Raw genomic sequence first — 23,889 nt, 5'->3', positions numbered from 1 at the left:
GAGAGGATCTACGCCACCCCGTGATACCACCAGACGCCGTCGCGGTCCTCGCGCTTCACCCGCCCTTCGACCTCCAGCCGCTTGAGATGCGCGAGCGCTTCGCCAGTGGCGAGGCCCTGATTGTGGCTGCCGATCGGGCGGTTGAAGAGCAAAGGAAAGCTGTCGACCGCGCGCATCGGCGCCTTCGTTGCGGCTTCGGCGAGATTGTACAGCCGCATGCGATGCTCGTCGCGCAGCGCCATCAGGCGGACGTGCAGCCCCTTGAAGGGCTCGCCATGCGCGGGACAGGTGATGACGTCCGCCGGGACCGTGGCGAGCAATTTGTCGATCGAGGCGAGCCATTCGCCGAGCGGATCGGCGTCGGGTTCGGTGATGTTGACCGAGACGTTCGAACTGATCCGCGGCAACACCTGGTCGCCCGACACCAGCACGCCTTCGCGCTCGTTCCACAGGCACGCATGTTCGGGGCTATGGCCCGACCCGGTGACGACGCGCCAGCGGTGCGCGCCCATGTCGAGGAGGTCGCCGTCCTGCATCCGCGCATAGCTGCGCGGCAGCGGAAAGACCATCAGGGCGAAGCGCCCCCAACCTTCGCTCTTTTGCTGTTCGATCGCCGCATCGTCCCAGCCCGCGGCGCGCGATTGCGCCAGCGCCTCGTCGGGCACCGTCTCGCTGACATCGGCGACGATCGCGCGCGCGGTCAGCATCTCGCCGCGCGTCATCCACAGCTTGACGCCCTGCTTCTTCGCGATCCAGCCGGCCAGGCCGATATGGTCAGGGTGAAGATGGGTGCCGATCACCCGCGTGATGCGCGTGCCGCTCAGCGCCCCGGCATAAAGCGCCTTCCATTCGTCCGAACAGACGGTCAGGCAGATGCCGGTGTCGACGATCGCGACCCCCTCGCCCCGGTCGTCGGCGTCGTCGAGCAGCCAGCTGTTGATGTGGCCGAGCGAGCCGGGCATCGGGATGCGCGCCCAGCTTATGCCGGGCGCGATGCGGATCGCCTCGCCCGTCGCCGGCGCGCCGTCGCCCCACGGATATGTGAGCCCGGCGTGGCTGGTCGCGGTGAAGCTGTCGTCCTGGGTCAGCGATGCGTCGGGCGAGCCGCTGGCGGCGGGGATATTGTCGTCGTCGCCCGCGCCCGCCATCGATCAGGCTTCGCCGCCGGCTTCGGCCGCATCCTCGGCGGCGCGCGCTTCGGCGGCGGCGGTGCGCTCGGCGCGCAATTCCTCGATCAGCGCTTCGCGATCGCCCTCGAAACGGCTGTCCTCGGGCGCCTTGATCCCGGCCTTCTTCGCGGCCTTGGCGACGAGCGCATCGAGTTCGCGCTGCGAGCAGAGGCCCAGCGTCACCGGGTCCTTCGCGACGATATTGGCACTGTTCCAATGGCTGCGTTCGCGGATCGCGTTGATCGTGTTGCGCGTCGTGCCGATCAGCTTGCCGATCGCGCCGTCCGACACTTCGGGATGGTTCTTGAGGATCCAGGCGATGCCGTCGGGCTTGTCCTGGCGCTTGCTGACCGGCGTGTAACGCGGCCCGCGGGTGCGGCGAATCGTGTCCTGACCCTGCACGCTCATCTTGAGCTTATAGTCGGGATCCACCTGACCCTTTTCGATCTCGTCCATCGACAGTTCGTGGGCGCGCACCGGATCGCGGCCGGTATATTTGGTCGCCGCGGTCTCGTCGGCGATCGCCTGCACTTCAAGAATGTGGATGCCGCAGAATTCGGCGATCTGGACGAAGGTGAGACCCGTGTTGTCGACCAGCCAGGCGGCGGTCGCATGCGGCATCAACGGGGTCGGGTTGGCATTGGCCATGGCCGGGTTTCTCCAAGCGGAAATGAAAGGGCCGCCCCTCGCGGGGCGGCCGGATATTGGCGGTCGCTGTAAACCCGTTTGACCGCACGGGCAAGAGCGGGGATTCGGCATCCGCTTCGGGGCCGCAATCGGTCGTTTCCGTCACCCCACCATCAGCACGATCTTCCCGACATGCGCGCCCGCCTGCATCCGCGCGTGGGCGGCGGCGGCTTCGGCGAGCGGGAAGCTCTGATCCATCGCGGGTTTCCAGCCGCCCTCGGCGAGGCGCGGCCACAGGGTGCGGTGGATTTCGTCGGCGAGCAATGCCTTGAACTCGGCGCTTCGCGCGCGCAGCGTCGATCCGGTCATCGTCAGGCGGCGGCGCATGAGCTGCGAAATGTCGATCTCGACCTTCGCGCCGCGCTGGAAGGCGATCGTCACATGGCGTCCATCGTCGGCGAGGCATAACAGGTTGCGCGGCACATAATCGCCGCCGACCATGTCGAGCACGACCTCGACCCCCTTGCCGCCGGTGAAGGCCTTCACCGCCTCGACATAATCCTCGCTCGCATAATCGACCGCCAGATCGGCGCCGAGCGCACGCGCCGCGTCGCATTTCGCGGCGCTGCCGCAGGTGACGATCGTCCGGATTCCGAACAGCTTGCAAAGGCCGATCGCGGTCGTGCCGATGCCGCTCGTCCCGCCGTGGATCAGCGCGATCTCGCCCTCGCGGACATAGGCGCGCTCGAACAGATTGTGCCAGACGGTGAAGACGGTCTCGGGCAGCGCCGCCGCCTCCGCCATCGTAAAGCCCTGCGGCACCGGCAGGCAGCTTCCCGTCGGGGCGACGCAATATTCGGCATAGCCGCCGCCCGCGACGAGCGCGCAGACCGCCTGCCCAAGCCATTCGCGATCGCCGCCCGGCCCGACCGCGACGACCGTCCCCGCAACCTCGAGCCCCGGCAGGTCCGAGGCGCCCGGCGGCGGCGGATAGAAACCCATGCGCTGGAGCACGTCGGGGCGGTTCACCCCGGCCGCGGCGACGCGGATCAGCAGGTCGCCCGGCCCCGGTCGCGGCACCGGCCGCGTCTCGGGCACGAGAACCTCCGGCCCGCCGGGCTCGCGGATCGCGATGGCGGTCATGTCTGGCGGCACGCTGGTCACGCTAAGTCCCCCACTTGTCTCGATATCCCACTCGGGGCGCCTTATTGACAGTGCGGCGGCGCGGGTCAACAGTCACGCGCCGTCAAAAGGAACCAGCGAGAAAGCAACCGCCATGGACGACGACGACCTTCCCCGCCGCCGCGACGATGTGCTCGCGGCGCTTATCAAACAGCCGCTCGACCCCTTGTCGCTCGACGAACTCGACGAGCGCGTCGCGGTGCTTGCAGGCGAGATCGAACGGGTGAAAGCGCACAAGGCCGCCGCGGCGAGCCACAAGTCGGTGGCGGAAGCGCTGTTCAAGAAGGGATAGAGGTCCGCTTTCGACCGGAAGCAGGCGTTGCCAATTCCTCCCCGGAACGGGGAGGGGGACCGCCCGAAGGGTGGTGGAGGGGTCGCAGCGGTGCGTCCTGACGAGAGGTTTCGACCCCTCCGTCAGCCCTGCGGGCTGCCACCTCCCCGTTCCGGGGAGGAACTGGCAACGACCGCTCCCCACCCAATGCCGACACCCCGCAGCCGGCTGAGCGCCGCGCCCGCGCCGCAAAATCCCAATCCGCCGTTAACCATAGCGCAATGCTGTCATCGTAATTTCACACTTGCCTCCGCTTTTCCCTTGCGGCGGGGCGGCGGTATCGCCACCTTGTGTTTAGCGGGCTCGCCTCTCCCCGGCTTGTCCCCAAGGAGATAAGCCCATGCCGTCCTTTTCGGAAAGCCTCGAAAAGACCCTCCACAATGCGCTGAAGGCCGCGTCGGAGCGGCATCACGAATATGCGACGCTCGAGCATCTGCTCTATGCGCTGATCGACGACGAGCATGCCGCCGAAGTGATGCGCGCGTGCGGCGTCGCGCTCGACGACCTGCAATCGGCGGTGGTCCATTATCTCGACACCGAACTCGACAGTTTGAAGGTCGAGGGACACAGCGACCCCTCCCCCACCAGCGGCTTTCAGCGCGTCGTCCAGCGCGCGATCCTGCACGTCCAGTCGTCGGGCAAGGATGAGGTGACCGGCGCCAACGTCCTCGTCGCGCTGTTTTCGGAACGCGAATCCTATGCCGTCTATTTCCTCCAGCAGCAGGATCTGACGCGGCTCGATGCCGTTTCCTACCTGAGCCACGGCGTCGGCAAGGGCGGCAAGCCGTCGCCGCAGGCCGAGCCCGAGGAAAAGGAAGAGGCGAAGGACAAGGAGAGCGGCGGCAAATCCAAAAAGGAAACCGCGCTCGACCAGTTCACCGTCAACCTCAATGAAAAGGCCAAGGTCGGCAAGGTCGATCCGCTGATCGGCCGCAATGCCGAGGTCGACCGCACGATCCAGATTCTCTGCCGCCGCTCGAAGAACAACCCGCTCTATGTCGGCGATCCCGGCGTCGGCAAGACCGCGATCGCCGAGGGCCTTGCGCGCAAGATCATCGAGGGCGACGTGCCCGAGGTGCTGCTGCCCGCGGTGATCTATTCGCTCGACATGGGCGCGCTGCTCGCGGGCACGCGCTATCGCGGCGATTTCGAGGAGCGGCTGAAACAGGTCGTGACCGAGCTGGAAGGCCTGCCGCACGCGATCCTGTTCATCGACGAGATCCACACGGTGATCGGCGCCGGCGCCACCAGCGGCGGCGCGATGGACGCGTCGAACCTGCTCAAGCCCGCGCTGTCGGGCGGCATCATCCGCTGCATCGGATCGACGACCTATAAGGAGTTTCGCAATCATTTCGAAAAGGACCGCGCGCTGCTGCGCCGGTTCCAGAAGATCGACGTGATCGAGCCGAGCATCGAGGACACGAAGAAAATCCTCGCCGGGCTGCGCGAAGCGTTCGAGAGCCATCACAACGTCAAATATACCGCCGACGCGATCAACGCCGCGGTCGAGCTGTCGTCGCGCTACATCAACGACCGCAAGCTGCCCGACAAGGCGATCGACGTGATCGACGAGGTCGGCGCGATGCAGATGCTGGTGCCGCCGTCGAAGCGCCGCAAGACGATCACCGCCAAGGAGATCGAAGCGGTGATCGCGACGATGGCGCGCATCCCGCCCAAATCGGTGTCGAGCGACGACAAGAAGGTGCTCGAAACGCTCGAGACCGACCTGAAGCGCGTCGTCTTTGGCCAGACCACCGCGATCGAGGTGCTGGCGTCGGCGATCAAGCTGAGCCGTGCGGGCCTGCGCGATCCCGAGAAGCCGATCGGCAATTATCTGTTCAGCGGCCCCACCGGCGTCGGCAAGACCGAGGTTGCGAAACAGCTCGCGCACATCATGGGCATCCCGCTTCAGCGCTTCGACATGAGCGAATATATGGAGCGCCATTCGGTGAGCCGCCTGATCGGCGCGCCGCCGGGCTATGTCGGATATGACCAGGGCGGCCTGCTCACCGATGCGATCGACCAGAATCCGCATTGCGTGCTGCTGCTCGACGAGATCGAAAAAGCGCACCCCGACCTGTTCAACATCCTGCTCCAGGTGATGGACCATGGCCGCCTGACCGATCATCATGGCAAGACGGTCGATTTCCGCAATGTCATCCTGATCATGACGACCAATGCCGGGGCGAGCGACATGGCGCGCGAGTCGATCGGTTTCGGCGCCTCGACGCGCGAGGATGTGCAGGAGGAAGCGGTGAAGAATCTCTTCACTCCCGAATTCCGCAACCGCCTCGATGCGATCGTGCCCTTCAGCTATCTGCCCCCCGAAGTGGTGGCGCGCGTCGTCGACAAGTTCATCCTGCAACTCGAATTGCAGCTTGCCGACCGCAACGTCCACATCCAGCTCGACGATGCGGCGCGCGAGTGGTTGACCGCCAAGGGCTATGACAAGCTGTACGGCGCGCGCCCGATGGGCCGCCTGATCCAGGAAAAGATCAAGCAGCCGCTCGCCGAGGAACTCCTCTTCGGCAAGCTCGTCCACGGCGGCGAGGTCAAGGTGAAGATGAAGACCGGCGAGGACGCCAAGGTCGGCAACCCGCTGGCGTTCGAGATCGTCTCGGCCCCGCCCAAGGCGAGCAAGAGCAAGGCGAAGGCCAAGACCGAGAAGACGGCGGAGTAGCCGTTCTTGAAAATCTTGAGCGGCGATGTTATAACGAGTGTATGAACACGCCGCTCAAGATCACCAAGGTCGGTAACAGCGCCGCCGTCATCCTGCCCAAGGAGTTGCTGGCGCGGCTTGGTGCAGCGCAGGGCGACATGCTTTCGGTGCGCGATACCGAGCGCGGCATCGAACTCGCGCCCTATGACGCGGACTTCGAAACGCAGATGACGGCGGCACGCGAAGTCATGGCACGCCGCAAGCGCGCGCTGCGCGAACTCGCCAAATAGCAATATCCACGATGAATTGGACTTGGGTATCGCTGGAGGTCGCTCTGGCGGCCCATCACGAGCAGGTTGCCGAACATGGCGGCGGCGAAGGCGTGCGCGATTCGGGCATGCTCGAAAGCGCCATGGCACGGCCGCAGAATCTAGCGGTTTACGGCAGCCCCGATGCAGCCGAACTCGCGGCTTCCTATGCCTTCGGCATCGCGCGCAACCATCCCTTCGTCGATGGCAACAAGCGCACAGCCGCGGTGGTCAGCGAAACCTTTCTGATGCTCAACGGCTATGGTTTGACCGTCACCGATGCGGAATTGGTGGTGGCCTTCCTCGCGCTCGCGGCAGGGGAGTTGTCGGACGGTGAATTGGCGGACTGGTTCCGCGACCATCTCGCCAAAGTTTGAGCCCGCCGCCCCTCGCTTTTTCAGCCCCCAGCGACTATATCCGCACTCATGTACAACTACCTCTCCGTAACCGCCGCCGAAGCCGGCGCCCCTGCCCGCGTTCGCGACGGCACGATCAAGCTGCACGATGCGGCGGGCTTTGCCGGGATGCGCAAGGCGGGGCGGCTGTCGGCCGAAATCCTCGACGCGCTAGTCGCCTTCGTTCAGCCGGGCGTGACCACCGGCGCGATCGACGACCTTGTCCGCACGATGATGATCGAGGGCGGCGGCATTCCCGCGACCTTGGGCTATCGCGGCTTCACGCACAGTTGCTGCACCAGCATCAACCATGTCGTCTGCCACGGCATCCCCGACGACAAGCCGCTGCGCGACGGCGATATCGTCAATATCGACGTAACGACGATCATCGACGGCTGGCACGGCGACACCAGCCGCATGTATCTGGTCGGCGACGTGCCGATCAAGGCGCGGCGGCTGGTCGATGTGACCTATGAATGCCTGATGCTCGGCATCGAGCAGGCGAAGCCCGGCAATATGATGGGCGACGTCGCGCACGCCATCCAGAGCCATGCCGAGCGCCATCGTTATTCGGTGGTCCGCGATTTTTGCGGCCATGGCGTCGGGCAGATGTTCCACGACGCGCCCGAGGTCGTCCACGCCGGGCGTCCCGGCACCGGCCCCGAACTGCGTCCCGGCATGTTCTTCACGATCGAGCCGATGATCAACACTGGCAAATATGCGGTGAAGATGCTCAACGACGGCTGGACCGCGGTGACCCGCGACCGCTCGCTCTCGGCGCAGTTCGAGCACAGCATCGGGATCACCGAGACCGGCTGCGACATCTTCACCGCCAGCCCCAAGGGCCTGAACGCGCCGCCCTGGCAGTAAGAAGAGGGTTTCGCGCAGAGGCGCAGAGATCGCAGAGATTAGGTTCACGCGGAGACGCGGAGGCGCGGAGAGGGGTCGGGCCGCCAGGCCCCATTCGTCTGCAACGGATTCTGCTTGAGAGAAGCCTGCTGGAAAAAGGCCGCTGCGCGGCGAGAAGCCTTTCTCCGCGCCTCCGCGTCTCCGCGTGCATTTTCTTTCTTCTCTGCGATCTCTGCGCCTCTGCGCGAAACCCTCTTGCACCCTGCCCTCTTCCGGCGCAGTCTTGACGTTAACGTCAAGCATAGGCGTGGGAGAGGGATATGGCGAAGAAGGTCTTTTCGGCGGCGCTGCTGGGCTGCGCGGCATTGGCATTGGCGGCGTGCAACGCATCGAAGAACGACAGCATCTCGGGCGGCGGATCGCTCGACGATGCCGAAAAGGCCAGCGAGGCGCTGCTCAAGACCGGCGGCAACGGCGATGATTGGGCCGGCATCGGCTACAGCTATGACGAGCAGCGCTTTAGCCCGCTGACCGACATCAACGACAAGAATGTGGGCGGGCTCGGCATCGCCTGGTATGCCGACCTCGACGATGCGCGCGGGCAGGAAGCGACCCCGGTCGTCGTCGACGGCGTGATGTTTGTCAGCCACGCCTGGTCGAAGGTCGATGCCTGGGACGCCGCGACCGGCAAGAAATTGTGGTCGTTCGATCCCAAGGTGCCCGGCGAGCGCGCGGTCAGCGCCTGCTGCGACGTCGTCAACCGCGGCGTCGCCGTCTGGGGCGACAAATTATTCGTCGGCACGCTCGACGGCCGCCTGATCGCGCTCGACCGCAAGACCGGCAAGGAGCTGTGGTCGACGCAGACCTTCGACACCTCGAAACCCTACACCATCACCGGCGCGCCGCGCGTTGTGAAGGACATGGTGCTGATCGGCAACGGCGGCGCCGAGTTCGGGGTGCGCGGCTATGTCACCGCCTATGATGCCGACACCGGCAAGGAGCGCTGGCGCTTCTACACCGCGCCCAACCCCGAGAAGAAGAAGGACGGCGCGGCCTCCGACGATATTTTCGCGGCAAAGGGCAACGCCACCTGGTCCGACAAAGGCGAGTGGAAGGTCTCGGGCGGCGGCGGCACCGTGTGGGACGCGATCGTCTATGACAAGGATCTCGACCAGATCTACCTCGGCGTCGGCAACGGCAACCCGTGGAACCATGGCGAGCGATCGAATGGCGAAGGCGACAATTGGTTCCTGTCGTCGGTCGTCGCGCTCGACGCCGACACCGGCGCCTATAAATGGCATTATCAGGAAACCCCGGCCGAAAGCTGGGACTATACCGCGACCCAGCCGATCATCCTTGCCGAGCAGGCGGTGAACGGCAAGCCGACCAAAGTGCTGTATCACGCGCCGAAGAACGGCTTCTTCTTCACGATCGACCGCACGAACGGCAAGCTGATCGATGCCAAACCCTATGTCGACGGCATCAACTGGGCGACCGGCTACGACATGGCGACCGGCCGCCCGATCGAGAATCCCGACGCGCGCTTCTACAGGACCGGCAAGCCCTTTATCGCGATCCCCGGCGCGCTCGGCGCGCATAATTGGCACCCGATGAGCTATAATCCCGCGACCGGGCTCGTCTATATCCCCGCGCAGCAGATTCCGCAGGGCTATCTCCAGGACATGGACGAGCTCGACAAGCGCAAGGTGCTGGGGTTCAACGTCGGCACTTCGCTGAACAAGACGATGCTGCCCGACGACAAGGCGGCGTTCCGCGCCGCGGTCGCCGCGACGACCGGGCGCCTCGTCGCCTTCGATCCGCGCACCGGCAAGGTCGCGTGGGGGGTCGATTATCCCGCGGCGTGGAACGGCGGCACGATGACGAGTGCGGGCAATCTGGTGTTCCAGGGCACCAGCACCGGCCGCTTCCGCGCCTATGCCGCCGATACCGGCAAGCAATTGCTCGACCTCGACATGCAGTCTGGGATCGTCAGCGCACCCTCGACCTTCCGCGTCGGCGGGGTGCAATATGTCGCCTTCCAGACCGGCAAGGGCGGCGCCTTCCCGCTCGTCGCCGGGGTCGCGGGCGGGGTGACGCGCAAGCTACCGAACCTGCCGCGGCTCGTCGTGCTCAAGGTCGGCGGCACGGTGAAGCTGCCCGCGCCGCCCGCAACGACAACCCTCGCGTGGAACCCGCCGCCGCAGTTCGGAACGCCGCAGCAGGTCGCGGCGGGCAAGGCGCATTTCGGACGCTATTGCATCGTCTGTCACGGCGACAGCGCGATCGGCAACGGCTTTACCCCCGACCTGCGCGTCTCGGGCGCGCTCACCAACGCCGATGCGTGGAAATCGGTGATCCTCGACGGCGCCTTGAAGGACCGCGGCATGGTCAGCTTCGCGCGCGTCCTCACCCCCGCCGATGTCGAAGCGATCCGCGCCTATGTCATCGACCGCTCGCACTGGACCAAGGCCAACCTGCCGGAGGCGACGGCGCCGGTCGGGCGCTGATCGCCACAGACTGGATCGTCATTGCGAAGACCCGGACTTGATCCGGGGGACGAAGCCATCCAGGGCGGTGTGGCGCCGCCCTGGGTTGCTTCGCTTCGTTCGCAATGACGAAGCGGGATGGATTGCCCAAAATTTAAGCACCAATGCTGCGCCCTTGCCCACCCCTTGGGCAACGGCGGGATCGCCCGCCTAAATTCTGCCCGGAACCCCGCGATTCGCCAATTGGCACGGGTCTTGATTGGTGCAAGATGGTGGGACACCGCACCGACTCGACCGGCCGAACCGGATCAGGCGCGCCTGATCCGGCCTTGGCTGCGGGCGGCGGCGGGCAGTCCAAAGGGGATCAGGCGCGTGAAGAAGATTGAGGCGATCATCAAACCGTTCAAGCTCGACGAGGTGAAGGAAGCGCTGCACGAAGTCGGCGTCAGCGGCATCACCGTCACCGAAGCCAAGGGTTTCGGGCGCCAGAAGGGCCACACCGAACTCTATCGCGGCGCCGAATATGTCGTCGATTTCCTGCCCAAGGTGAAGCTCGAGGTCGTCGTCGACGACAATATGGCCGAACGCGTCGTCGAGGCGATCGCCGCCGCCGCGCAGACCGGCCGCATCGGTGACGGCAAGATCTTCGTCATGCCCATCGAAACCGCGCTCCGCATCCGCACCGGCGAACGCAACGAGGACGCGCTTTAAACTTTCGCATTTTTCGAAAACCCGAAAACCCCCGGCACGCCGGATCATTTCGCAAGAAGGAAGCATAGACGATGGCTACGAAGCCCAAGGATATCATCGCGCGGATCAAGGACAACGACATCGAGTGGGTCGACCTGCGCTTCACCGACCCCAAGGGCAAGTGGCAGCATTTGACCATGGTCGCCTCGATCCTCGGCGAGGATGAACTTGAGGACGGGCTGATGTTCGACGGCTCGTCGATCGAGGGTTGGAAGGCGATCAACGAAAGCGACATGATCCTGAAGCCCGACCTCGACGCCGTCTATGACGATCCCTTCTCGGCGACCCCGATGCTCGTGATCTTCTGCGACATCGTCGAACCCTCGACCGGCGAGGGCTATGCCCGCGATCCGCGCACCACCGCGAAACGCGCCGAGGCCTATGTCGCCTCGACCGGCATCGGCGACACCGTCTATGTCGGCCCCGAGGCCGAATTCTTCATGTTCGACGATGTCCGCTTCGAAACCGGCTATAACAAGTCGGGTTTCGAGATCGACGATATCGAGCTGCCGACCAACACCGGCCGCGCGTATGAAGGCGGCAACCTCGGCCACCGGCCGCGCGCCAAGGGGGGCTATTTCCCCGTCGCGCCGGTCGACAGCGCCGTCGATATCCGCGCCGAGATGGTCTCGACCATGCTCGAACTCGGCCTGCCCTGCGACAAGCATCACCATGAGGTCGCCGCCGCGCAGCACGAGCTGGGCTTGACCTTCGGCACGCTGACCCAGACCGCCGACCGCATGCAGATCTACAAATATGTCGTCCACCAGGTCGCACACGCCTATGGCAAGACCGCAACCTTCATGCCCAAGCCGATCAAGGACGACAATGGATCGGGCATGCACACCCACATCTCGATCTGGGAAAAGGGCAAGCCGCTGTTCGCGGGCAACGGCTATGCCGGGCTTTCGGACATGTGCCTCTATTTCATCGGCGGCGTGATCAAGCACGCCAAGGCCCTGAACGCCTTCACCAACCCGACGACGAACAGCTACAAGCGCCTCGTCCCCGGCTTCGAGGCGCCGGTGCTGCTCGCTTATTCGTCGCGCAACCGGTCGGCCTCGTGCCGCATTCCCTATGGCGCGGGCGCCAAGGCGAAGCGCGTCGAGTTCCGCTTTCCCGACGCGATGGCGAACCCCTATCTCTGCTATTCGGCGCTGCTGATGGCGGGGCTCGACGGCATCCAGAACAAGATCCACCCCGGCGACGCGATGGACAAGAATCTCTACGATCTGCCGCCCGAGGAACTGGCCGAAGTCCCGACCGTCTGCGCGTCCTTGCGCGAAGCGCTCGACAGCCTGCTCGCCGACCACGACTTCCTGCTCAAGGGCGACGTCTTTTCGAAGGACCAGATCGAAGCCTATGTCGAGCTGAAATGGGCCGAAGTCTATAATGTCGAGCAGACCCCGAGCCCGGTCGAATTCGACATGTATTACAGCGCCTGATCGGCAGCGATCAGACCGCGTGGGGCGTCCGGTTCGGGGGAACCGGGCGCCCCTTTCGTTGGGACGCGCCCTTTGCGCACGGCCGATGCTTGCCCGCGAAGCGCAGACAGTGCACAAAGCCTCGTCGCCTCCCGCGAAGGCGGCGACTGGAACATCTGACGCTGGAGTCCCCCATGAAATCGCTGCCGTTCGCCGCCCTGATCGCTCTTCAGCTTGCGCTCGCCCCGGCCGCGCAGGCAAAGCTCAGCCCGGCCGAGGCGACGATGGCGAAGACGGTCGAGGCCGAACAGGGGCGCAGCCTCGCGCTGCTCGAAACACTGGTCAACCAGAACAGCGGATCGCAGAATCTGGAAGGCGTCGAAAAAATCGGGGCGATGATGCGCGCCGAACTCGAACCGCTGGGCTTCAAGGTCGAATGGAAGCCGATGACCGACACCGGGCGCGCGGGCCATTTGATCGCGACCCACAGCGGCAAGCCGGGCGCCAAACGCCTGCTGCTGATCGGGCATCTCGACACGGTGTTCGAACCCGATTCGCCGTTCCAGACCTTCGTCCGCAAGGGCGATTGGGGCGAAGGCCCCGGCGCGGGCGACGACAAGGGCGGGATGGTCGTCGTCGTCGCGGCGCTGCGCGCGATGGCGGCGGCGGGGACGCTCAAGGGCGCGAATATCGAATTTCACATGACCGGCGACGAAGAGGACACCGGCACCCCGATCGAAAAGGCCCGCGCCGACCTGATCGCGGCGGGCAAGCGCAGCGACGTCGCGCTCGATTTCGAGGGGCTGGTGCGCGATGCGGGCGCCGACATGGGGTCGGTCGCGCGGCGCTCGTCGGATAGCTGGACCGTGACCGCGACCGGCAAGGCGAGCCACAGCTCGGGCATCTTCAGCGCCGAGGCGGGCGAGGGCGCGATCTATGAACTGGTACGGATCATCCACCGTTTCCGCACCGAACTGCCCGAACCGAACCTGACCTTCAACGTCGGGCTGGTCGCGGGCGGGCAGCAGGCCGAACTCGACGCCGGCGGCATCCGCGCCACCGCGAACGGCAAGACGAACATCATTCCCGCGATCGCGATCGCGCGCGGCGATTTGCGCGCGCTGTCCCTTGAACAGATCGACCGCGTGAAGGCCAGGATGACCGCGATCGTCGCCGACCATGCCCCCGGCACCGGCGCGACGATCGGCTTCGACCCCGGCGGCTATCCGCCGATGGCGCCGACCGCGGGCAACAAGGCGCTGCTGGTCAAACTAAATGGCGTCAACCGCGACCTGGGGCTCGCCGAAATGGCGGCGCTCGACCCGCTGAAGCGCGGCGCGGGCGACATCAGCTTCGTCGCCGCCGACGTCGACGGGCTCGCGGGTCTGGGGCCGTATAGCACCGGCGACCATGCGCCCGGCGAAGCGGTCGATATTCCCAGCATCGCGCGCCAGGCGACCCGCGCCGCCATCTTGATGTCACGGCTTTCTGCTGAAAAGCGCTGAGGAGCGCCCCCCGCGTCGTCACCCCGGACTTGATCCGGGGTGACGAAAGCGGGTGTGATGCTTGATTCATTCGCCGCCGTCATTAGGTAGCAATGCGAGACGAATTCACCGCCGATGGGAGATTTATGATGAGCGACACCGAAACGCACCTGAAACAACATTATATCGGCGGCAAATGGGTCGACAGCCAGGGCGGCAAGCTCCACGAGGTTATCAACCCGGCAACCGAGGAAGCGGCCTCGACCGTCATTCTCGGCAGCGCGGCCGACGTCGATGCCGCGGTCGCCGCGGCGAAGGAAGCGTTCAAGAGCTTTTCGCAGACGACGCGCGAAGAACGCCTGGCGCTGCTGGACCGCATCGTCGAGGAATATAAGAAGCGCGGACCCGATCTCGCCAAGTCGATGGCGAGCGAAATGGGCGCGCCGGTGAGCTTTGCCGGCACCGCGCAGGTCGGCGCCGGCATCGGCGGCTTCCTCGGCACCATCGCGGCGCTCAAGGATTTTTCCTTCACCGAAAAATATCACGCCGGGGTTCTCGCCTATGAGCCGATCGGCGTCGTCGGCATGATCACGCCGTGGAACTGGCCGCTCAACCAGATCGCGCTGAAGGTCGCCCCGGCGCTCGCCGCGGGCAATACGATGATCCTCAAGCCGTCCGAGGAATGCCCCGGCAATGCGGTGATCTTTGCCGAAATCCTCGACGCCGCGGGCGTCCCGCCGGGCGTGTTCAATCTCGTCCAGGGCGACGGCCCGACCGTCGGCAACGCGATTTCTTCGCACCCCGGCATCGAAATGGTGAGCTTCACCGGATCGACCCGCGCCGGAATCCTGGTCGCCAAGGCGGCCGCCGACACGGTCAAGCGCGTCCATCAGGAATTGGGCGGCAAGTCGCCGAACATCGTCCTGCCCGACGCCGACCTTGAAACCGTGCTGCCCCCGACGGTGCAGGGCGTGCTGGTCAACACCGGCCAAAGCTGCATCGCGCCGACGCGCATCCTGGTCCACAAGGACCGCGAGGCCGAAGCGGTCGGCGTCATCAAGGCGATGTTCGACGGCACGGCAGTAGGCGACCCGCAGGCCGAGGGCGGCCATATCGGCCCCGTCGTCAACAAGGCACAGTTCGACAAGATCCAGGGCCTGATCCAGTCGGCGATCGACGAAGGCGCGACGCTCGAGACCGGCGGCACCGGCCTGCCGAGCAACGTCAACCGCGGCTATTATATCAAGCCGACGGTTTTCTCGGGCGTGACCCGCAACATGCGCATCGCCAACGAAGAAGTCTTTGGTCCCGTCGCGACGGTCATGGCCTATGGCGACCTCGACGAGGCGGTCGATATCGCCAACGACACCGAATATGGCCTGTCGGCGGTGATCTCGGGCGACCCCGCCAAGGCCGCCGCCATCGCGCCGAAACTGCGCGCCGGCATGGTCGCGGTCAACGCCTGGGGGCCCGGCCCGGGCGCGGCCTTCGGCGGCTACAAGGCGTCGGGCAACGGCCGCGAAGGCGGGCTGCTCGGGCTCAAGGATTTCATGGAAGTGAAATCGATCAGCGGCCTTCCGGCCTGATCTATCTCCCCTCCCGCAAGCGGGAGGGGATTAAGGCGTGGGCGCGAGCGAAGCGAGCTTCGTCGGTGCGCTGGCCCACCCCGCTGCGGCTAGCGAGCAAGCTCGCAAGCCTCGCTGCCCCTCCCGTTTACGGGAGGGGTTTTGCTATGGGCCGATAGCGATTATGCGCACCCCATGACCACTCGCTCGCCCCTCGCCCCCGCCGCCTTCCCCACCCTCCCCGACATCGCGGGCGTGTCGCGCCGCGTCGCGCGGGCGCAATACAAGAATTGGGACCGCTGCGACCTGACCTATGTCGAACTGGTTCCGGGCACCGCGGTCGCGGGCGTGACGACGCGCAACATCTGCTGTTCGACCGAGGTCGAGATGTGCCGCGAAGGCATTGCGCACGGCCGGGCGCGGGCGCTGATCGTCAACGCGGGCAACGCGAACGCCTTTACCGGATATCGCGGCCGTGAGGCGGTCGAGCAGATCGTCGCGCAGGTCGTGGCGCACCTCGATTGCGACCCGAAGGAAGTCTTCGTCAGCTCGACCGGCGTCATCGGCGTGCCGCTCCCCAAGGACAAGGCGCGCGAGGGGCTGGCAAAGGTGATCGGCTTTGCAGGGCCGCCGGCGAGCTGGGAAGACGCCGCCCGGACCATCACCACCACCGACACCTTTCCCAAGGGCTCCGCCGCCAGCGCGATCATCGAGGGCCGCACCGTGCAGGTCGCGGGGATCGTCAAGGGATCGGGGATGATCGCCCCCGACATGGCGACGATGCTCGGCTATATCTTCACCGACGCCGCAGTCGCGCCCGCGCTGCTGCAGGACATGCTGAACGAAGCGACCGGCGCGACGTTCAACAGCATCACCGTCGACAGCGACACCTCGACCAGCGACACGGTCCTGCTGTTCGCGACCGGGCAGGCGGGAAATGCGCCGCTGACGACGCGCGACGATCCGGGCGCCGACGCGCTTTACGCGGCGATCCACGCCGTCGCGCTCGACCTTGCGCAGCAGGTGGTGCGCGATGGCGAGGGCGCATCGAAATTCATCGAGGTGCAGGTGAGCGGCGCGGTCAGCGACGAGAGCGCCAGGCGCGTCGCGCTGTCGATCGCCAATTCGCCGCTGGTCAAGACCGCGATCGCGGGCGAGGACGCGAACTGGGGCCGCGTCGTGATGGCGGTGGGCAAGGCGGGCGAACCGGCCGACCGCGACCGCCTGGCGATCCGTTTCGGCGATCATTGGGTGGCAAAGGACGGGCTGCCCGTCGACGGCTATGACGAAGCGCCGGTCGCGGCGCATCTGAAGGGCCTGGAGATTCGCGTCGGCGCCGACCTGGGGCTGGGCGAAGGCCGCGCGACCGTGTGGACGTGCGACCTGACGCATGGCTACATCAGCATCAACGCCGATTATCGGAGCTGATTATCCCAACGCCGGGCCGAGATCGTTGTTTTCTTCGATTCGTAGCATCCGAATGTCGCGAACCGAGGGTTGAAACCACTCGAACTGACGTTTCAATTCCTGCACCGCCAAAACGCAATCGACAGCCGTGACGGCTTCGTTACCGAAATAGGTCGACCCCTGTTGCCAATCGAACCCTTTCGTCTCAAGGACGCGCCGGACATCGGCATAAGCGTTGCGCCAGGAGGCGTTCGGATAGGTCTGTTCCAGCGTCGCCGTGTCGAGATCAAACACGATCGCGTACATGCTTCCTCCCCCTCCCGCACGATGCGGGCCAAACCGATTATGTCCGATTGGCGCGTTCATGGGGAAGAGATTTAGCCGGAACGGAGCAATTACGCCAGCGCGCCTTCGAGCCAGCCCTTGAGCGCGCTTTTCGGCGCGGCGCCGACCTTGGTGTCGGCAATCTCGCCGTTCTTGAACAGGATCATCGTCGGGATGCCGCGCACGCCATATTTGCTCGGCGCGTCGGGGTGGTCGTCGATGTTGAGCTTGGCGATCACTACCTTGCCCGCCAGTTCGTTCGAGATTTCCTCGAGCGACGGGCCGATCATCTTGCACGGGCCGCACCATTCGGCCCAGAAATCGACGAGTACGGGGGTGTCGCTGTCGAGCACATCGGTCTGGAAGCTGGCGTCGGTGATGGCTTTGGTACCCATAGATCAAACTCCTGAAACGCTGTTGTTCCCAAGCTAAGGCGTCGGCGCGTCCGGCTCAAGGCCCGAACCCGGCAAATTCGCCTTGGTGACCGCCAAGCCGGGCTTGTGCGCGTCGAGCAGCGCATCAGCGAGGCGGATCAGCCGCGGCGCGGCGGTATAGAGCAGCGCCGCTTCGACGCGCCGACCCGGAAAGATCACCGCAAGCGCATCGCGATAGGCCGCCATCTGGCGCAGATAGGCGGGCGCCACCGCGTCGGCGCTGCCCGGCACCCGCCGTCCGGTCTTGTAATCGATCACCGTCACCACCTCTGCGGTGACCAGCAGCCGGTCGACGATCCCCGCGACGACCGCGCCGCCGCCCACCACCGCCGACAGCGGCACTTCGGCCAGGCTGCCGGGGCCGAACAGCGCCGCGTGTGCGGGATCGTCGAGGACCGCGAGCACCTCGCCAACCATCGCCGCGCGCGCCGCTTCGTCGAGCGTCGGCGCCTGCGCGGCAAGCCAGCGCAACGCCGCATCGCGCCGCCGCGCCGCCGCGACCGGCGGCAACCGCTCGAACAAGGCATGGAGCAGCAAACCTCGCTCGACCGCCGCGACGCGCGCGGCTCCCTGCGGCGGCACCGCGACATCATCCTCGCCGAGCGCCGACGGCGCGAGCGGGCGCGGCGGACGCGCTTCCTCGGGCGCCGGCCGGTGCGCCCATTCGGGAAGCACGAGCGCCGGGGCCGCGACCCGCGCCGCCTTTTCCTGCTTCGCCCATTTGCCTTCATTGGCGCGGTGGATACGGCGCTGGCCCCACATCGGACCGGCGTCCTCCCATTCGCACGGCATGGCCGCGAGCACGCCCTCGACCGCGGCGTGCCAGCTCGTTTCGGGGATCGTCCGGTCGGCCTTCTTCGTCACCCCCGCGATGACGAGAATCTCCTCGGCGCGGGTCATCGCGACATAAAAGAGCCGCCAATGTTCCTCCGATGCCGCTTTCGCCGCCGCGGCATAAGCATCGGCAAGCGCTCCATGGCGCTCGTCGGCGGGCAGTGCGAAGACCGGCAATTTCTCCCATCCCGCGACATCGACGCTGAACGGCCGGTGGCCGATCCCGGCGTCGTCGGTCGCATCGGCGAGGATCACGATCGGCGCCTGGAGGCCCTTCGATCCGTGCACCGTCATCACCCGCACGACATCGCTGCGCGCCTCGGTCTGCCGCTTGATGTCGGCCGCGCTTGCCGACACCATCGTCAGGAAGCCGAGCAGCGACACCGTCTCGCGCTGTTCAAAGGCGAGCGCCTGGTTGAGCAATTCATCGATCGGATCACGCGCCTCGCGTCCCAGCCGTGCGTAAAGCTTGCGCCGCCCGTCGATCGGCCCCGACAGCAATGTCTCGAGGAAGCGGAAGGGCGTGGTGAAATCCGCCATGCCGAGCAGGTGGCGCAGCGCCGCCATCGTCGCCGCAGGCAGATCGCCCTCGGCCCTGCGCAGATGCTCCCACAACGCCGCGCGGCCGCGCTGATGAGTGCGCGCATAAAGCTCGTCCTGCGTCCAGCCGATCAGCGGCGAAACGAGCAGCGCGGCGAGATTGAGGTCGTCGAGCGGCTGCACCGCGAAGCGCATCGCCGCGATCAGATCCTGCGCCGCGAGCGGCTGGGTCAGCGCGAAGCGGTCGACCCCGGCGACGGGGACGTGCAGCGCCTGCAAGCGCGCGACGATCCGCGCCGCCAGGTCGCGGCGGCGGCGGACGAGGATCATGATATCGCCCGGCGCGACCGGGCGTCCGTCCTTGCCGTGCGCGATCCACCCCTGCACCTCGCTCGCGATCGCGCGCGCGAGCCGCATCGAAGCGGGGTCGGAGGCAGGCGCATTGCCGTCGCCCTCGCCTTCGTCGCCCTCGTCAGCCGCGGCATCGAGCGCCTTGCCGACCGGCAGCGGTTGCCACAGCTCGACCTGCCCCGCGTGGTTCGAGCGATGCGGGTGATGCGGCGGCTCGTCGCCGTCGAGCCCCATCGCGTCCGCCCCGCCCGCCGCGAGCCACGCATCGACGACCGTCAGCACCGCGGGGGTCGAGCGATAGTTGGAGACGAGATCGACCTGCCGGAACGGTTGCCCGCCGGTTTCGCCCAGCGCATGGAACAGGCCGCGCGCGGCGGCGAACGCCCTGGGCTCGGTGCCCTGAAAGCCGAAGATCGCCTGCTTGCGGTCGCCGACGGTGAAGAGGGTGCGGACGCGCTCTTCCTTCGCGCCGACCCCGGCGAAGAATTCCTCGGCCATCGACAACACGATGCCCCATTGGCGCATATTGGTGTCCTGCGCCTCATCGACGAGGATATGGTCGGTGCGCTGGTCGAGCTTGAAGCGCACCCATTCGCCGAAGCTGCTGACGCGCAGCAGCGATCCCGCGAGCGTGATCAGATCGTCGAAATCGGCGAGCCCCTGCTCGCGCTTGGCAAGCGCATAGCCTTCGGCAAAGCGGCTGCCGAGTTTCCACGCCGCCGCCAGATCGTCGGCGACGCGCATCGCGGTCGCGGTGCCAAGCAGGCCCTGCACCGCCTCGACGATCCGCGTCGCGCTGCCGACGCAATCGGTCATCCGCCCCTTGTCGCCCGCGAAATCGGCGCGAAGATCGCCTTTGCCGGTCAGAAAACAGCCGAGCAGCTCGCCGAGCATCGCGGCGCGCGCGGGGGCGGCGGCGATCAGCCAGCCGACCATCATATCGTTGCAGGCCAGCCCGGTCTTGGTCCCCCAATTGGCGCCGCTCGTCGCGACCGCGCGGATATCGTCGTCGGACACCGCGCCGTCCGCAAGCTCGGCCGCGATCCCGGCATCGGGATCGCCGCCGGGCAGGTCGAACGCCGCGCGCAGGTCGTGCGCCGAGGGCGGCAGCGCCGCGCGCGGACCGCCGAACGCCGCAGCGCAGCTCGACAGAAAAGCCAGCGCCGATTCCTGCCCCAGCCGCCGCGACAGCATCGCCGCGGCGTCGCGAAGCCCCCCTTCTTCACCCTCCCCTGAAGGGGAGGGGCTTTCGAGAAGCTCCGCCAGCACCGCGTTCTTCAGCGCCGCCGCCTCATCCTCCTCGATCGCGCGAAAACCCGGCAGCAGTTTGGCTTCCAAGGGAAAGCTCGCGAGCAAAGTCTGGCAGAATGCGTGGATCGTCTGGACGCGAATCGCGCCGCCTGGACTGTCGATGACCGTCGCGAACAAGGATCGCGCGCGCGTCATCAGCCCCGGCCGGTCCCACTCCAGTCCCAGGGCGCGCAGGTCGAGCCGCAGGTCGCCGTCGGCCATCCGCACCCACGCCGCGAGCCGTTCGTGGATGCGGTGCGCCATTTCGGCCGCGCCCGCCTTGGTGAAGGTGATGCAAAGGATCGCTTGCGGAGGCACGCCATCGAGCATCAGCCGCAGCACGCGCGCCGACAGCACCTGCGTCTTGCCCGTCCCCGCCGACGCGCCGAGCCAGACATGGCTTTCGGGGTCGGCGGCGGCGCCCTGCCGCGGGTCAAGGGTGGCGAGGCCGGCGGGTTTGCTCATGCGCCGTCCTCGCCGCGCCCGAACCATTCGTCGCGGCGCATGAGCTGGTCGTAATCGCCATAGCCCACGCCTTCGCCGGGCACGAAGGGCGCATCGCCGAACAGATAGCGCGCGGCAAGGTCGGCCAGCGCCTCGGCGGCATGGTCGATCGCGTCCTCGGCACTCTTCAAATCGCTGCGCGATCCATAGGTGTTCGATATCTTCCCCGCGCCGCCCGCGCGGCGATCGGGGCGCAGGCTCCAATATTCGAGGCTCGCGACGGGTGCGGCATCGAGGCCCTTCATCCCCCCCTCGCGCGCGATCAGCCCGAGCAGGCCAAGCTGGTTGTCGAGCTTGTCATACGCCGCCTTCGCGCTCGGCGCGCCGCCCGATTTATAATCGACGATCGCAAGATGGCCTTCGCCGTCGCGGTCGATCCGGTCGGCCTTGCCGTGCAGCACGATGCCGTCGAGCGTCATTTCACCCTGCGCCTCCACCGCCAGCGGTGTGCGCCCCTCGGCGCTCCAGACCTGCTCCGCGGCCCAGCGCAGCGCAGGCTCGATCCGCGGCAGCCAGAAAGCGCGCGCGATCGCGTCGAGCGCGGCATCGTCGCGCAAGGCGGCCAGCTCGGCCTCCAACCCCTCGCGCGTCGCGCCCCCGCGCACCCAATCCTCGAACAGCCGGTGGACGCGCGTCCCGCGCCAGCGCGGGTCGGGCGCGGCGCTCAAGGGATCGAGCGCCGACAGGCCGAGCATGCGGTTGGCATAGAAGGCAAAGGGATCGCGCGCGAGCCGATCGACCCCGGTGACGCTGATCCGGCGCGGGCGATCCCCGGCGGGCGGACGCGGCGCGGGCCGATGGGCCGGCTGCACGTCGCCCGGCGGCACGTCGATCTCGGCCGCGAGCCGGGTCAGCGCCGCCCCGCCCGGCGTGGGTTCGGGCAGGTCGCCCGCAAGCGCGGCGAGCCGCAGCCAGAACCGCGAGGCGACCGCCGGATCGCCGCCGCTGCGCGCGGCGCGGGTGACGACGATCTCGCGCGCGCCAAGCGCTCCCGCGAAATCATGCGCCGCCGCGCCCTGCTGCCGTTCGGGCGCGGGCAGGCCGAGCAGGCGGCGGATGCCGGGGGCAAGCCATGGGTCGGGCTGGGCCGCGGCGGGCCAGCGCCCTTCGTCGAGGCCGCCGAGGATCATCAGGTCGGCGCGCTGGAGCCGCGCTTCGAGCAGCCCCCAGATGAACAGCCGCGGATGGCCGCCATAGGGCGGGCGCACGCTCGCCTGCCCCAGCAATTGCCCAAGCATCGCCGGAAAATCGGCGGGATCGACAAGCGCCGGCCCGTCGCCGCGCGCGAGCGCCCATTGGTCGAACAGCTCGGCGAGCATCCGCCCCGCCGGTCCCGCCCAGACCGCATCGCCGGTCAGCCATTCAAGCCCCTGCTGCAAGGCCGCCAGCAAGGTCGCGGGCGGGGCCGGCGCGGCGAACGGCGCGAGCGCGGTGCCGAGGCCCGCGGCAAGATCGTCCCACCAGCTCCGCAACGCCTCCGCATCACCCCCCTGCCTGCGCGGGGGCGACGATTCCATCCGCGCGCTCACCCCCTGCCACCCCGGCGCCAGCCCCGGTTCGCGCAGAATCAGGTCGAGCTGCCGCACCCGGTCGAGCCACGCCGTCCGTCCCTCGCCCTTGCGAACCAGGGGATGGCCGAGCAGCGACACCAAGGCGACGGAATCGAACGCCGCCGCCAGATCGGCGAGCAGCAGCAACAGCGCCCCCGGCGGTGTCCGCGACAAGGGCTGGCCCGCGCTGTCGTCGACCGCGATTCCCCAGCGCGCGAGCGCCGCCGCGACGCGCTCGGCCAGGTCGCGATCGGGGGTGACCAGCGCCGCGGTGCGCCCCGGCGTTTCGACCGCTTCGCGCATCAGCAGCGCGATTCCCTGCGCCTCCTGCCCGTCGTCGGCGAACACCGCGCCCTGTATCCCGGCGACCGCCGCCGCCAGATCGCCCGCCGCCTGCCACTGGGCGGTGTAATCGGCGGGGGCGAAGAGCAGCGAGACGAAGGGCGTGCGCGCCGCGGGGCCGTCATATTCGGACGTCGCATCCCATTCGCGCACCTCGTCGCGGCGCGCGCCCATGCGATCGAGCAGCAGCTTCAGATGATATTGCGGGTGGGTTTCCAGCGGCCGCGCGGGATTTTCGGGGTCGGGCCGCGTCGGGCCGAGCGCCTCCCATTCCTCGGCCGCCATCGCCTGATCGAGCCCCGGCAGCACGACCATGCCGCGTTCAAGGTCGGCGACGGTGCGCAGCAACCGCGCGATCGCGGGCGCCGCGGTGGTGATCCCCGCCGCGATGGTGAAGCGCGCGGGCGGCGCGGCGCGCCATCCTGCGGTCACGCGGCCGAGCAGCCGATTGCGCCGCTCGGCGCGGTCGATATGGCCGGTCTTTGCGAGCACGCCCGGCCAATGATCGACGAGCAGCCGCAGCCGCCCGAGCGAAGCCTGCCAATGGCCGGCGAAGGCGCCAAGGTCGAGGTCGACGAGCGCCGAGACCGCGACCTCCTCATAATGAAGCTGGTCGATCACCCGCGCGAGCCCGTCGGCGAGCTGGAACGCCGCCGCGCCGGTAATCGGCGTCTCGCCCGCCGGTGTGTGCCGCTCGATCAGTTCGGCGAGCAGCAACCGTCGCCGCAACGGGTCGATCGCGGGCGCGATCGGCTCGTCGTCGAGGCCGTCGAGCGCCAGCGCCACCGACTCGTCGAGATCGGCGTCGCCGATCACCGCGAGCCGCGGCATCAACAGCCCCGCCCCGCCCGCGCGCACGAACGCCGCCTGCACCGCGCTGCGCGCCCGGTTGCTCGGCAGCAGGATCATTCCCTCGGCCAGCCCCAGCGCGCCATCGGCGTAGCGCGCGATGATCCCGGCGGCGAGCGCATCGGCAAAGGCCCGGTGGACCGGGATGGAATAAATGGTGGGGCGGCCAGCCGCGGTCATTGCGCTCCCTTCGTCATCCCGGCGAAGGCCGGGATCTCACCCTGTCCGCCTGACG

At 67.2% G+C, this 23,889-nt stretch carries 18 protein-coding genes; 11 read left to right on the top strand and 7 right to left on the bottom strand.

The genetic code is table 11. The annotated features are described in order from the left end of the window. Positions 1-8: 8 nt before the first annotated feature. The 3 genes from CVO77_RS14285 to CVO77_RS14275 form a co-directional block, all read right to left on the bottom strand. Positions 9-1,148, bottom strand: coding sequence for an MBL fold metallo-hydrolase (locus CVO77_RS14285; RefSeq protein WP_105999610.1), 1,140 nt, complete (start codon positions 1,146-1,148; stop codon positions 9-11). Between the two features lie 3 nt (positions 1,149-1,151). Next, complete coding sequence (locus CVO77_RS14280) at positions 1,152-1,790, bottom strand: DUF1013 domain-containing protein (protein ID WP_106000850.1); 639 nt, start codon at positions 1,788-1,790, stop codon at positions 1,152-1,154. A 168-nt stretch (positions 1,791-1,958) separates the two neighbouring features. Further along, positions 1,959-2,939, bottom strand: coding sequence for an NAD(P)H-quinone oxidoreductase (locus CVO77_RS14275; RefSeq protein WP_242445950.1), 981 nt, complete (start codon positions 2,937-2,939; stop codon positions 1,959-1,961). 133 nt (positions 2,940-3,072) lie between these two features. Between CVO77_RS14275 and CVO77_RS14270 the strand changes: the two genes are divergently transcribed. From CVO77_RS14270 to argJ, 11 genes are all read left to right on the top strand, one after another. Continuing rightward, the gene (locus tag CVO77_RS14270) at positions 3,073-3,270 is read left to right on the top strand and encodes a DUF1192 domain-containing protein (RefSeq protein ID WP_105999608.1); all 198 of its coding nucleotides are present in this window, start codon (positions 3,073-3,075) and stop codon (positions 3,268-3,270) included. A gap of 379 nt (positions 3,271-3,649) precedes the next feature. Further along, positions 3,650-5,989 (top strand): ATP-dependent Clp protease ATP-binding subunit ClpA, encoded by a 2,340-nt coding sequence (gene clpA, locus CVO77_RS14265; protein ID WP_105999607.1) that lies wholly within the window; start codon positions 3,650-3,652, stop codon positions 5,987-5,989. Positions 5,990-6,030: 41 nt separating this feature from the next. Beyond that, positions 6,031-6,258: an AbrB/MazE/SpoVT family DNA-binding domain-containing protein gene (locus CVO77_RS14260; RefSeq protein ID WP_105999606.1), complete on the top strand. Its 228-nt coding sequence runs from the start codon at positions 6,031-6,033 to the stop codon at positions 6,256-6,258. Positions 6,259-6,269: 11 nt separating this feature from the next. Further along, positions 6,270-6,653, top strand: coding sequence for a type II toxin-antitoxin system death-on-curing family toxin (locus tag CVO77_RS14255; RefSeq protein ID WP_192878831.1), 384 nt, complete (start codon positions 6,270-6,272; stop codon positions 6,651-6,653). A 48-nt stretch (positions 6,654-6,701) separates the two neighbouring features. Then, a complete protein-coding gene (map, locus tag CVO77_RS14250; protein WP_105999604.1) occupies positions 6,702-7,541 on the top strand; it encodes a type I methionyl aminopeptidase in 840 nt (279 codons plus the stop codon). 299 nt (positions 7,542-7,840) lie between these two features. Continuing rightward, entirely contained in the window at positions 7,841-10,027 is a 2,187-nt protein-coding gene (locus CVO77_RS14245; RefSeq protein ID WP_105999603.1) for a PQQ-dependent dehydrogenase, methanol/ethanol family, read from the top strand. 351 nt (positions 10,028-10,378) lie between these two features. Further along, on the top strand, positions 10,379-10,717 hold the full coding sequence (locus CVO77_RS14240; protein WP_095388486.1) for a P-II family nitrogen regulator: 339 nt from the start codon (positions 10,379-10,381) through the stop codon (positions 10,715-10,717). A gap of 71 nt (positions 10,718-10,788) precedes the next feature. Next, the gene (glnA, locus tag CVO77_RS14235) at positions 10,789-12,201 is read left to right on the top strand and encodes a type I glutamate--ammonia ligase (protein WP_105999602.1); all 1,413 of its coding nucleotides are present in this window, start codon (positions 10,789-10,791) and stop codon (positions 12,199-12,201) included. Between the two features lie 173 nt (positions 12,202-12,374). After that, positions 12,375-13,685 (top strand): M20/M25/M40 family metallo-hydrolase, encoded by a 1,311-nt coding sequence (locus CVO77_RS14230; protein WP_105999601.1) that lies wholly within the window; start codon positions 12,375-12,377, stop codon positions 13,683-13,685. A 125-nt stretch (positions 13,686-13,810) separates the two neighbouring features. Then, a complete protein-coding gene (locus tag CVO77_RS14225; protein ID WP_105999600.1) occupies positions 13,811-15,250 on the top strand; it encodes an aldehyde dehydrogenase family protein in 1,440 nt (479 codons plus the stop codon). Between the two features lie 174 nt (positions 15,251-15,424). Further along, positions 15,425-16,657 carry a bifunctional glutamate N-acetyltransferase/amino-acid acetyltransferase ArgJ gene (gene argJ / locus CVO77_RS14220; RefSeq protein ID WP_106000849.1) on the top strand — a complete coding sequence of 411 codons (1,233 nt, stop codon included), beginning with the start codon at positions 15,425-15,427 and terminating at the stop codon, positions 16,655-16,657. Here the strand turns inward: argJ and CVO77_RS14215 are convergent, their stop codons facing one another. From CVO77_RS14215 to addB, 4 genes are all read right to left on the bottom strand, one after another. Next, positions 16,658-16,942 carry a virulence factor gene (locus CVO77_RS14215; protein ID WP_105999599.1) on the bottom strand — a complete coding sequence of 95 codons (285 nt, stop codon included), beginning with the start codon at positions 16,940-16,942 and terminating at the stop codon, positions 16,658-16,660. Positions 16,943-17,031: 89 nt separating this feature from the next. Then, the gene (trxA, locus tag CVO77_RS14210) at positions 17,032-17,355 is read right to left on the bottom strand and encodes a thioredoxin TrxA (protein WP_105999598.1); all 324 of its coding nucleotides are present in this window, start codon (positions 17,353-17,355) and stop codon (positions 17,032-17,034) included. A gap of 33 nt (positions 17,356-17,388) precedes the next feature. Next, positions 17,389-20,874: a double-strand break repair helicase AddA gene (gene addA / locus CVO77_RS14205; RefSeq protein WP_105999597.1), complete on the bottom strand. Its 3,486-nt coding sequence runs from the start codon at positions 20,872-20,874 to the stop codon at positions 17,389-17,391. After that, the gene (gene addB, locus CVO77_RS14200; protein WP_105999596.1) at positions 20,871-23,834 is read right to left on the bottom strand and encodes a double-strand break repair protein AddB; all 2,964 of its coding nucleotides are present in this window, start codon (positions 23,832-23,834) and stop codon (positions 20,871-20,873) included. The genes addA and addB overlap by 4 nt, the downstream gene beginning before the upstream one ends. Positions 23,835-23,889: the final 55 nt, after the last annotated feature.

Origin of the sequence: Sphingopyxis lindanitolerans (genome assembly GCF_002993885.1) — a bacterium.
Taxonomy (GTDB): Bacteria; Pseudomonadota; Alphaproteobacteria; order Sphingomonadales; family Sphingomonadaceae; genus Sphingopyxis; species Sphingopyxis lindanitolerans.
This window is presented reverse-complemented; position numbering and strand designations above follow the sequence as displayed.

Coding starts and splice junctions, on each gene's coding strand:
- CVO77_RS14285 (WP_105999610.1), bottom strand. CDS start 1,148: ATGGCGGGCGCGGGCGACGACGACAATATCCCCGCCGCCAGCGGCTCG.
- CVO77_RS14280 (WP_106000850.1), bottom strand. CDS start 1,790: ATGCCGCATGCGACCGCCGCCTGGCTGGTCGACAACACGGGTCTCACC.
- CVO77_RS14275 (WP_242445950.1), bottom strand. CDS start 2,939: ATGACCGCCATCGCGATCCGCGAGCCCGGCGGGCCGGAGGTTCTCGTG.
- CVO77_RS14270 (WP_105999608.1), top strand. CDS start 3,073: ATGGACGACGACGACCTTCCCCGCCGCCGCGACGATGTGCTCGCGGCG.
- clpA (WP_105999607.1), top strand. CDS start 3,650: ATGCCGTCCTTTTCGGAAAGCCTCGAAAAGACCCTCCACAATGCGCTG.
- CVO77_RS14260 (WP_105999606.1), top strand. CDS start 6,031: ATGAACACGCCGCTCAAGATCACCAAGGTCGGTAACAGCGCCGCCGTC.
- CVO77_RS14255 (WP_192878831.1), top strand. CDS start 6,270: ATGAATTGGACTTGGGTATCGCTGGAGGTCGCTCTGGCGGCCCATCAC.
- map (WP_105999604.1), top strand. CDS start 6,702: ATGTACAACTACCTCTCCGTAACCGCCGCCGAAGCCGGCGCCCCTGCC.
- CVO77_RS14245 (WP_105999603.1), top strand. CDS start 7,841: ATGGCGAAGAAGGTCTTTTCGGCGGCGCTGCTGGGCTGCGCGGCATTG.
- glnA (WP_105999602.1), top strand. CDS start 10,789: ATGGCTACGAAGCCCAAGGATATCATCGCGCGGATCAAGGACAACGAC.
- CVO77_RS14230 (WP_105999601.1), top strand. CDS start 12,375: ATGAAATCGCTGCCGTTCGCCGCCCTGATCGCTCTTCAGCTTGCGCTC.
- CVO77_RS14225 (WP_105999600.1), top strand. CDS start 13,811: ATGATGAGCGACACCGAAACGCACCTGAAACAACATTATATCGGCGGC.
- argJ (WP_106000849.1), top strand. CDS start 15,425: ATGACCACTCGCTCGCCCCTCGCCCCCGCCGCCTTCCCCACCCTCCCC.
- CVO77_RS14215 (WP_105999599.1), bottom strand. CDS start 16,942: ATGTACGCGATCGTGTTTGATCTCGACACGGCGACGCTGGAACAGACC.
- trxA (WP_105999598.1), bottom strand. CDS start 17,355: ATGGGTACCAAAGCCATCACCGACGCCAGCTTCCAGACCGATGTGCTC.
- addA (WP_105999597.1), bottom strand. CDS start 20,874: ATGAGCAAACCCGCCGGCCTCGCCACCCTTGACCCGCGGCAGGGCGCC.
- addB (WP_105999596.1), bottom strand. CDS start 23,834: ATGACCGCGGCTGGCCGCCCCACCATTTATTCCATCCCGGTCCACCGG.